The sequence below is a fragment of the Sphingopyxis sp. genome (genome assembly GCF_036402335.1).
Lineage (GTDB): Bacteria > Pseudomonadota > Alphaproteobacteria > Sphingomonadales > Sphingomonadaceae > Sphingopyxis.
On record NZ_DASWTD010000652.1, the window covers coordinates 1 to 4,836 of the forward strand.

General features: G+C 63.3%; 5 protein-coding genes. 2 read left to right on the forward strand and 3 right to left on the reverse strand.

Annotated features, from left to right (window positions below; translation table 11 throughout):
* Positions 1 to 65: 65 nt before the first annotated feature.
* The 3 genes from VGD20_RS20865 to VGD20_RS20875 are packed head-to-tail and all read right to left on the reverse strand — an operon-like array spanning position 66 to position 1,478.
* Positions 66 to 830: a hypothetical protein gene (locus VGD20_RS20865; protein ID WP_331136288.1), complete on the reverse strand. Its 765-nt coding sequence runs from the start codon at positions 828 to 830 to the stop codon at positions 66 to 68.
* Positions 820 to 1,044, reverse strand: coding sequence for a helix-turn-helix transcriptional regulator (locus VGD20_RS20870; RefSeq protein WP_331136289.1), 225 nt, complete (start codon positions 1,042 to 1,044; stop codon positions 820 to 822). Before VGD20_RS20870 ends, VGD20_RS20865 begins: the two co-directional genes overlap by 11 nt.
* Complete coding sequence (locus VGD20_RS20875) at positions 1,044 to 1,478, reverse strand: DUF2975 domain-containing protein (RefSeq protein ID WP_331136290.1); 435 nt, start codon at positions 1,476 to 1,478, stop codon at positions 1,044 to 1,046. The genes VGD20_RS20870 and VGD20_RS20875 overlap by 1 nt, the downstream gene beginning before the upstream one ends.
* Before the next feature lie 239 nt (positions 1,479 to 1,717).
* On the opposite strand from VGD20_RS20875, the gene VGD20_RS20880 reads away from it, so the two are divergent.
* Positions 1,718 to 2,386 carry a DUF4197 domain-containing protein gene (locus VGD20_RS20880; RefSeq protein WP_331136291.1) on the forward strand — a complete coding sequence of 223 codons (669 nt, stop codon included), beginning with the start codon at positions 1,718 to 1,720 and terminating at the stop codon, positions 2,384 to 2,386.
* Between the two features lie 313 nt (positions 2,387 to 2,699).
* On the forward strand, positions 2,700 to 4,836 hold a 2,137-nt coding region (gene rpoB, locus VGD20_RS20885; protein ID WP_331136292.1), incomplete at its 3' end, for a DNA-directed RNA polymerase subunit beta.

Consider the following 4,836-nt stretch of genomic DNA (forward strand, 5'->3'; position numbering starts at 1 on the left):
TCCCTATAGGCAGCTTCCGGGCGAAAAGCCGTCATCTTTGACTTTGCAATCGACACGCCGCGGCATCAGGCGTGGCCCGCCCGTTCGGGCAACAGGCTGGTGCTCCTGGCCTTCGCGGCGTGCCGCGCCGCGACCGCGCCGCTGCCTGCCATCGTCAGCGCGAGCAAGCCGACGACGAGTGCGTCGATCAGCAGCAGCGGCCAGTCGAGGAACGCCGGAGCGAAGATGGCGCCGAAACTCAGCGCATAATGCGCGATCATCAGGGGCAGCACGCCAGCGAGCGACAGTAGCACGGTGCGCCAGAAATGGCCGGCCATGATCCGCGCCGAGCGAACCGGGCCGATCGATGCATTACCGAGCGCCCAGGCGACGGTCCATGCGGTGAAATAAATGCCTGCGACGCCTTCGAGCAGCAACAGCGCATAACCGGTCCATTGCCCCGCGGTGCCGGTCAGGCCCATTAAGCCGGTGAGCGAGGGACCGAAGAGCGTCCACCATTGCTGCCATCCGTGCAGCGCGAAGAGGATGAGCCAAAGGCCCACCGCGGGCCATTCGATGCGCGCCGCGCGGGCGCTGTCGCGCTCGAACAGGATGTAACGCGTGAACCAGTAGCCGGGAAGCAGGAGAGCAAGCGTCTTGGCGAAGCCGAACTGGAGGCGCAACGGATCGGCTTCGGCGGCCTTTGCTCCGGCGATTCCGTCGTACATGCCGCCCTGCCATTCGACGACATGCTGCGCGAGTTCAACGAGCACCGGGATCAGGAAGAGGAGCGGGCAGGCGAAGGCGAACGCCCAGGCGCTGCGGTAGATCGATGCGATGTCAGTCTTCATCGGGAGTTCCCTCGGGATCGAACATGATCAGGTCGCCGGGCTGGCATTCGAGGACGCGGCAGATCGCGTCGAGCGTCGAAAAACGGATCGCCTTGGCCTTGCCGGTCTTGAGCACCGAGAGGTTGGCGACGGTGATGTCGACGCGTTCGCTGAGTTCGGTCAGCGTCATCCGCCGCCGCCACAACATGTCGTCGAGCTGGATGCGGATCGCCATCAGATCGTCTGCTCGAGCTCTTCGCGCATCGCCGTTCCCTGTTCGAAGATGCGCGCAAGGATGAAGAGCATCAGCACCGCGAGCCATGCGGTCAGGCTGGGCTGCCAGCCGAAATGCTCGCCGCTGGCGACGACCAGTTGATAGGATATCCAGCCATAGCAGGCGTCGATCACCTGCATCGCGAGCACGCACCAGCCGATCACGCGGAGCCGCCGCGCGTTGACCAGCGTGAAGACCTCGGCGCGGTCGACGCTGTCGATCATCGCGACGAGGCGCGTGAAAATGGCGTGGGCCACAAAGGCGATCGGGATGCAGAGGAGCAGAACCAGGCGGAACAGGTCGATCACATAAAAGGCGTCCATACGCGGCGACGCCCTCGTCAGCGCGTCGGCCAGCAGGTCGGGCCGGATCGTGATAGCGATCAGCGCGATCATGAAAATCGCAAGGAAGAACCAGTTCAAGATGTTCAACCCGACCAACAGTCGCCGGCTCCATCGTAACATCGCGAATCTCCCGATAGTCGATACAAGGCATATCGATAATCGATAAGTCGATTATTGCAATACGGTAAATCGTGAGCCCGACGGAGTTGGATTCGCAATCAGCGCATCCTTCTTTGGCGAGGGGAGCTTTGCTGCTAGACTCGGGCTGAAGCGAAGCGGCGGAGGTGCGCATGGAATCGGACGAAGCAAGGATCGCGCGGCGCATGCTGCTCGCGGGTGCGGCGGGGGTGCTGGCTCTCGCGCATGCGCCGTGGGCGATGGCGAAGCTGCCGAAGAGCGGGGTGAAGGGGCTGATTGCCGGTGCTTCCGACGGGGCGCTCGACAAGCTGGCGCAGCCCGGCGCCTTTTATGCCGATACGGCCGTGCGCATATTATTGCCGGGAGCGGGCGGAAAGCTGGCGTCGAAACTGTTCGGCATGGGCGACAGGCTGGGGCTCACGACCAACCTCACCCGCAGCCTGAACGATGCTGGCGGCAAGGCCGCGGGCGAAGCCAAGCCGGTGTTTCGCGCCGCGATCGACAATCTGCGCTGGACCGACGCACCCGGGCTGGTGGCGAAGAATGACGGCGCAACGCGTTATCTCCAGACCAGCGCGGGCAACATACTCTTTACGAAGGTGTCGCCGCTGATCGGGTCGGCATTGGAGAGTGTCGGCGCCTTTCGCCAGCTCGACCAGCTGTCGCAGGGTAACCAGCTGCTGGCATCGGCCGGACTGACGCACGACGGGCTGACGCGGTCGGTGACCGAACAGGCGCTGAAGGGCATCTTTCACTATATGGCGGGCGAGGAGGCGGCGCTGCGCCGGAACCCGGCGGGGTTGCTCAAGGGTATTTTCTAGTTTTGCCTGGCGTACAGGGCGTCCGGTTTCCGACCGGAAGCTGCCGTTCACGAAGGGCAACTCACGACCTCAAAGCGCCCCGCCCTCATCCTTTGCCGGGTCGCCCGTTGACACCGCGCACCCCAAATCCTATATCCCGGACACACCCAGCCGTCCGAGATAGAGCCTGACTTTGCGCAGCGGGCTGTACGGATAGGGCGGCGGGGATTTCGACAGCGTTGTGAAGCTGCGGTAAACCGGCAACGGTTGCCTGCGGCTTTTTTCGCGTCGATGCGCTCGCGACCTGATTTTTCTTAAGGCGAGACAAGCACTTATGGCGACCAAGGCGAAGTCGGTGGGCAAGGCCCTCGAAGCAACCGCAAGCAAGCGAATCCGCAAGCTGTTCGGCAACATCCACGAAGCGGTGGAGATGCCCAACCTCATCGAGGTGCAGCGCGAATCCTATGAACAGTTCCTGCGGTCCGATCCCTCGATCGGCTATGTTTCGGGTCTCGAAAAGACGCTGCGCAGCGTTTTCCCGATCCGCGATTTCGCCGGCACCGCCGAGCTCGACTTCGTCCACTATGAACTCGAAGCGCCGAAATATGACGTCGAGGAATGCCGTCAGCGCGGCATCACCTATGCGGCGCCGATGAAGGTCACGCTGCGCCTGATCGTCTTCGAGGTCGACAGCGAAACCGACACCCGTTCGGTCCTCGATATCAAGGAGCAGGACGTTTACATGGGCGACATGCCGCTCATGACCGAGAACGGCACCTTCTTCGTCAACGGCACCGAGCGCGTCATCGTGTCGCAGATGCACCGTTCGCCGGGTGTGCTGTTCGACCATGACCGCGGCAAGACCCACTCGTCGGGCAAGTTCCTGTTCGCCGCGCGCGTCATTCCGTATCGTGGTTCGTGGCTCGACTTTGAATTCGACGCCAAGGACATCGTCAACGTCCGTATCGACCGCAAGCGCAAGCTGCCGGTCACCAGCCTGCTCTATGCGCTGGGCATGTCGGGCGAGGAAATCCTCAACCACTTCTATGACCGCCTCGTCTTCGAGCGCGCCGAAAACGGCTGGAAGGTTCCCTTCGTCGTCGAAAACTGGCGCGGGTCGAAGCCCGCGTTCGACGTCGTCGACGCCAAGACCGGCGAAGTCGTCTTCGCCGCCGGCCACAAGATCAGCCCGCGCCTTGCCAACAAGGCCGCGAAGGACGGTCTCGACACGCTGCTGATCCCGACCGAGGAAATCTTCGGCCGTTACAGCGCCTATGACCTCATCAACGAGTCGACCGGCGAGATCTATATCGAGGCCGGCGACGAAGTGAGCGCCGACAATCTCGAGAAGCTCGACGCCGCGGGCATCGACCAGCTCGTCCTGCTCGACATCGACCACAACAACACCGGTCCCTGGATCCGCAACACGCTGAAGGCCGACAAGGCCGAGGATCGCGATCAGGCGCTGTCGGACATCTACCGCGTCATGCGCCCCGGCGAACCGCCGACGCGCGAAACTGCGGAAGCTTTGTTCGGCGGCCTGTTCTTCGACCCCGAGCGGTACGACCTGTCGGCCGTGGGCCGCGTCAAGCTGAACATGCGCCTTGGCCTCGACGCCGAGGACACGGTCACCACGCTGCGCAGCGACGACATCCTCGCCGTGGTCAAGGAACTGGTGAACCTGAAGGACGGCAAGGGCGAAATCGACGATATCGACAACCTCGGTAACCGCCGTGTCCGCTCGGTCGGCGAACTGCTCGAAAACCAGTATCGCGTCGGCCTGCTCCGCATGGAGCGCGCCGTGAAGGAGCGCATGAGCTCGGTCGACGTGTCGACCGTGATGCCGAACGACCTGATCAACGCGAAGCCGGCGGTCGCCGCGGTGCGCGAATTCTTCGGTTCGTCGCAGCTCAGCCAATTCATGGACCAGACCAACCCGCTCTCCGAAGTGACGCACAAGCGCCGCGTTTCGGCGCTCGGGCCGGGCGGTCTGACGCGCGAACGCGCGGGCTTCGAAGTCCGCGACGTTCACCCGACGCACTATGGCCGTATCTGCCCGATCGAAACGCCCGAAGGCCCGAACATCGGTCTGATCAACTCGCTCGCAACCTTTGCGCGCGTGAACAAGTACGGCTTCATCGAGACCCCGTACCGCAAGATCGTCGACGGCAAGGTCACGACCGACGTCGTCTATCTGTCGGCGATGGAAGAGCAGAAGCACACGGTTGCGCAGGCGAACGCCGACCTCAACGACGACGGCAGCTTCATCGACGAACTGATCTCGGCGCGTGAAGCGGGCGAGTTCCTGATGGCCCCGCGCGATCAGATCACGCTGATGGACGTGTCGCCGAAGCAGCTGGTTTCGGTCGCGGCATCGCTGATCCCGTTCCTCGAAAACGATGACGCCAACCGCGCGCTCATGGGTTCGAACATGCAGCGTCAGGCTGTGCCGCTGATCCGCGCCGAGGCGC

Coding starts and splice junctions, on each gene's coding strand:
- VGD20_RS20865 (WP_331136288.1), bottom strand. CDS start 830: ATGAAGACTGACATCGCATCGATCTACCGCAGCGCCTGGGCGTTCGCC.
- VGD20_RS20870 (WP_331136289.1), bottom strand. CDS start 1,044: ATGGCGATCCGCATCCAGCTCGACGACATGTTGTGGCGGCGGCGGATG.
- VGD20_RS20875 (WP_331136290.1), bottom strand. CDS start 1,478: ATGATCGCGCTGATCGCTATCACGATCCGGCCCGACCTGCTGGCCGAC.
- VGD20_RS20880 (WP_331136291.1), top strand. CDS start 1,718: ATGGAATCGGACGAAGCAAGGATCGCGCGGCGCATGCTGCTCGCGGGT.